Below are 2,325 nucleotides of genomic sequence, written 5' to 3' on the forward strand. Positions count from 1 at the left end.
AATCCGCATGCTGCGTTCGATGTGGCGGGGGCTGGAAACGGAGTCACGGTGGGGTCTACACGGGCACGAACGGGGAAACCCGGGATACAGACAAGGCCACCGCCTTACGGACCACCGCGCCAGCCCTCGACCCTACCAGCCGGCAAGGAGCGGCACTGGAGGTGTTCCAGCACGGCCGGCGGCCGTAGACGGCCCCTGCTATTGAGCGTCGATTTCGGTCGAAAGGCGCGCCAGGGTCATTCTCGGGCGATCCGTTCGGAGAGGCAAGCTCTCGGGCCGGCTCCATCGCGCGCCGGGCTCCGACCCGGAGGGCGGATCTCCTTGGGAGGCCGCGCGAGAGCACCTCCAGTGCTGCTCGTTGCCCGGCGGCTCGGCCCGGAATCCCGAGGTACACTTGACATCGGACTGAATATGATCCATATTCAGTCCCTACTCATCGGAGTCGCGCCATGCCCCTGTCCGATCAGATCAAGCCGATCAGCTATCTCAAGGCGAATGCATCGGCGATTCTCCGTGATCTCGGCGAGCGCGGCGAGCCGCTGATCATCACGCAGAACGGCGAGGCCAAGGCCGTCATCCAGGACGTGCATAGCTACGAGCAGACACAGGAAACGATGGCGTTGCTGAAGATCCTGGCCCTGGGCAACCGCCAGATCGAAGCTGGCGAGGTGCGGCCCGCCACGCGAGCGCTGCGCGAACTCCGAGCGCGCCGGGCGAAGGGCGCGTGAACTACCGCGTACTGCTGACCGACGATGCGGTACATGACCTCCGCGACCTCGACGCCTACATCGCTACGCACGACGGACCCGGTGCCGCAGACCATGTGCTTGAGAGAATCGAAGACGAACTGGCTCGCCTGAAGGAGTTCCCTGACCGCGGGCCGCATCCCCCCGAACTCGTCGCCCTCGGCATCCGCGAATACCGCGAGGTGTTCTTCAAGCCGTACCGGATCATCTACCGCGTGCAGAAGAAGAGCGTCTACGTGTACCTCATCGCCGACGGTCGCCGCGACATGCGCGGGTTGTTGGCGCGTCGCTTGCTCGAGGGATAGACAGGAGCCCCGGAGAACGGCGCACGGGCACGTCGCGGAGCGAGTTGCCGGTTGAGCGCGTGAAGACCTGTCGATCTCTCAGGTGACGGCTGCGGAGATCGAGTTTGGGCTTCAGTACCTACCGTCGTCCAGACGACGAAGTCTGCTTCAGGACCAGTGGAACATCGTGGGCCAGGAACTTCTGCGCCTGCCGTGGAACGACGAGGTCAGCCGTGTCTTTGGCGAGCGCAAGGCGCGCCTTGAGCGGCGCGGCAATCGTATGAACGACTTTGATCTGGAGATCGCGGCGCATGCAATTGCGTTCGATCTCATCGTGGTGACCGCAGAGTCGGCTTTCGGGCGGTTGCAGCTTCGACGCGAGGATTGGCTGTCCTGATTCGTCGTCGAATTCCCGGCAGTCAGTTGGTCCCTGGGATTCGAGTCATCGCAAGTGAACCGAAGCCCGGCGTGCTTACGGATCGCGAGCGGCGCCTGGCGCGAAACGGGCGGCACGACCCCTTCGAAGCGGAAGCCGAAGAACGGGAGCTCCCCCTCGACGATCGGCTCTTCTTGGTTCGCAACGGTATTGAGGAGGGCGGCGACAGTCCCAACAAGGCTCTCCGCACGTTCGGCGGTGAACCTGTCCGGGAGGAGCGACTGGCCATCTCCGAGGCGATCCCACCAGACCCGGCCGTCCGGGTTGACCATGACCTCGACGGTCTTGTCGTCGGCAAGCGCCTCGAGAACGACGGACCCAAGCTCCCGGTGGAGTTTCCGCTGAAGCCGCTCCTCCCGAACATCACGCGCGTGATTGCGCGTGCCCCCATCAGTCTCATCTCCCATCGGGAGCGCACGCTACGGGGAGGGCAGGGAGCAGACAACTGACGATTTCGACGCAGTCGTCGGAATCGGCCCGATTCAGCCGCGTGCTCGGCGACGCCGATGGCGAGCGGCCAGCAGCCGTCGTGAATTCGAATCGACGGAAGGGTCAACTATCAATTCCGAGACGCTGTTTGTTTTCCGCTCTATCGGATGACGGAACTTGCTTGGCATCTATCCGGCACGCGACGTCATTGAGCGACATGAACTCATCGGGACGAGCAAGTGCCCGTCTCTTGTCGGCGAGCAAGACCTCGCCGGGTCCCTTGGGTCGCATGGGGATGTCCCAGAACCGGTTGATTTTCTGAGAGTTTGAGAGCGGCGGCTCCTTCACCCTCCGTGTATTACGGAGGGGGTCACTACACCAAGAAGGAACCGCCACCATGACCAAGCATGCCAAGAAGTCCGATCATCTC

At 63.3% G+C, this 2,325-nt stretch carries 3 protein-coding genes; 2 read left to right on the forward strand and 1 reads right to left on the reverse strand.

Going from position 1 to position 2,325, the window contains the following annotated elements; translation table 11 throughout:
• The first annotated feature begins 449 nt into the window (after positions 1-449).
• Together GY937_09550 and GY937_09555 are read left to right on the forward strand one after the other, a co-directional pair.
• Positions 450-728 (forward strand): type II toxin-antitoxin system Phd/YefM family antitoxin, encoded by a 279-nt coding sequence (locus GY937_09550; protein MCP5056953.1) that lies wholly within the window; start codon positions 450-452, stop codon positions 726-728.
• On the forward strand, positions 725-1,051 hold the full coding sequence (locus GY937_09555; protein MCP5056954.1) for a type II toxin-antitoxin system RelE/ParE family toxin: 327 nt from the start codon (positions 725-727) through the stop codon (positions 1,049-1,051). The genes GY937_09550 and GY937_09555 overlap by 4 nt, the downstream gene beginning before the upstream one ends.
• A gap of 147 nt (positions 1,052-1,198) precedes the next feature.
• On the opposite strand, the gene cpaF is transcribed toward GY937_09555, so the two are convergent.
• The gene (gene cpaF / locus GY937_09560) at positions 1,199-1,873 is read right to left on the reverse strand and encodes a Flp pilus assembly complex ATPase component (GenBank protein MCP5056955.1); all 675 of its coding nucleotides are present in this window, start codon (positions 1,871-1,873) and stop codon (positions 1,199-1,201) included.
• Positions 1,874-2,325: the final 452 nt, after the last annotated feature.

This window comes from bacterium, from assembly GCA_024228115.1.
Classification (GTDB): domain Bacteria; phylum Myxococcota_A; class UBA9160; order UBA9160; family UBA6930.

Bases quoted from the DNA above. Each gene is read 5' to 3' on its own strand.
- GY937_09550 (MCP5056953.1), top strand. From the start codon at position 450: ATGCCCCTGTCCGATCAGATCAAGCCGATCAGCTATCTCAAGGCGAAT.
- cpaF (MCP5056955.1), bottom strand. From the start codon at position 1,873: ATGGGAGATGAGACTGATGGGGGCACGCGCAATCACGCGCGTGATGTT.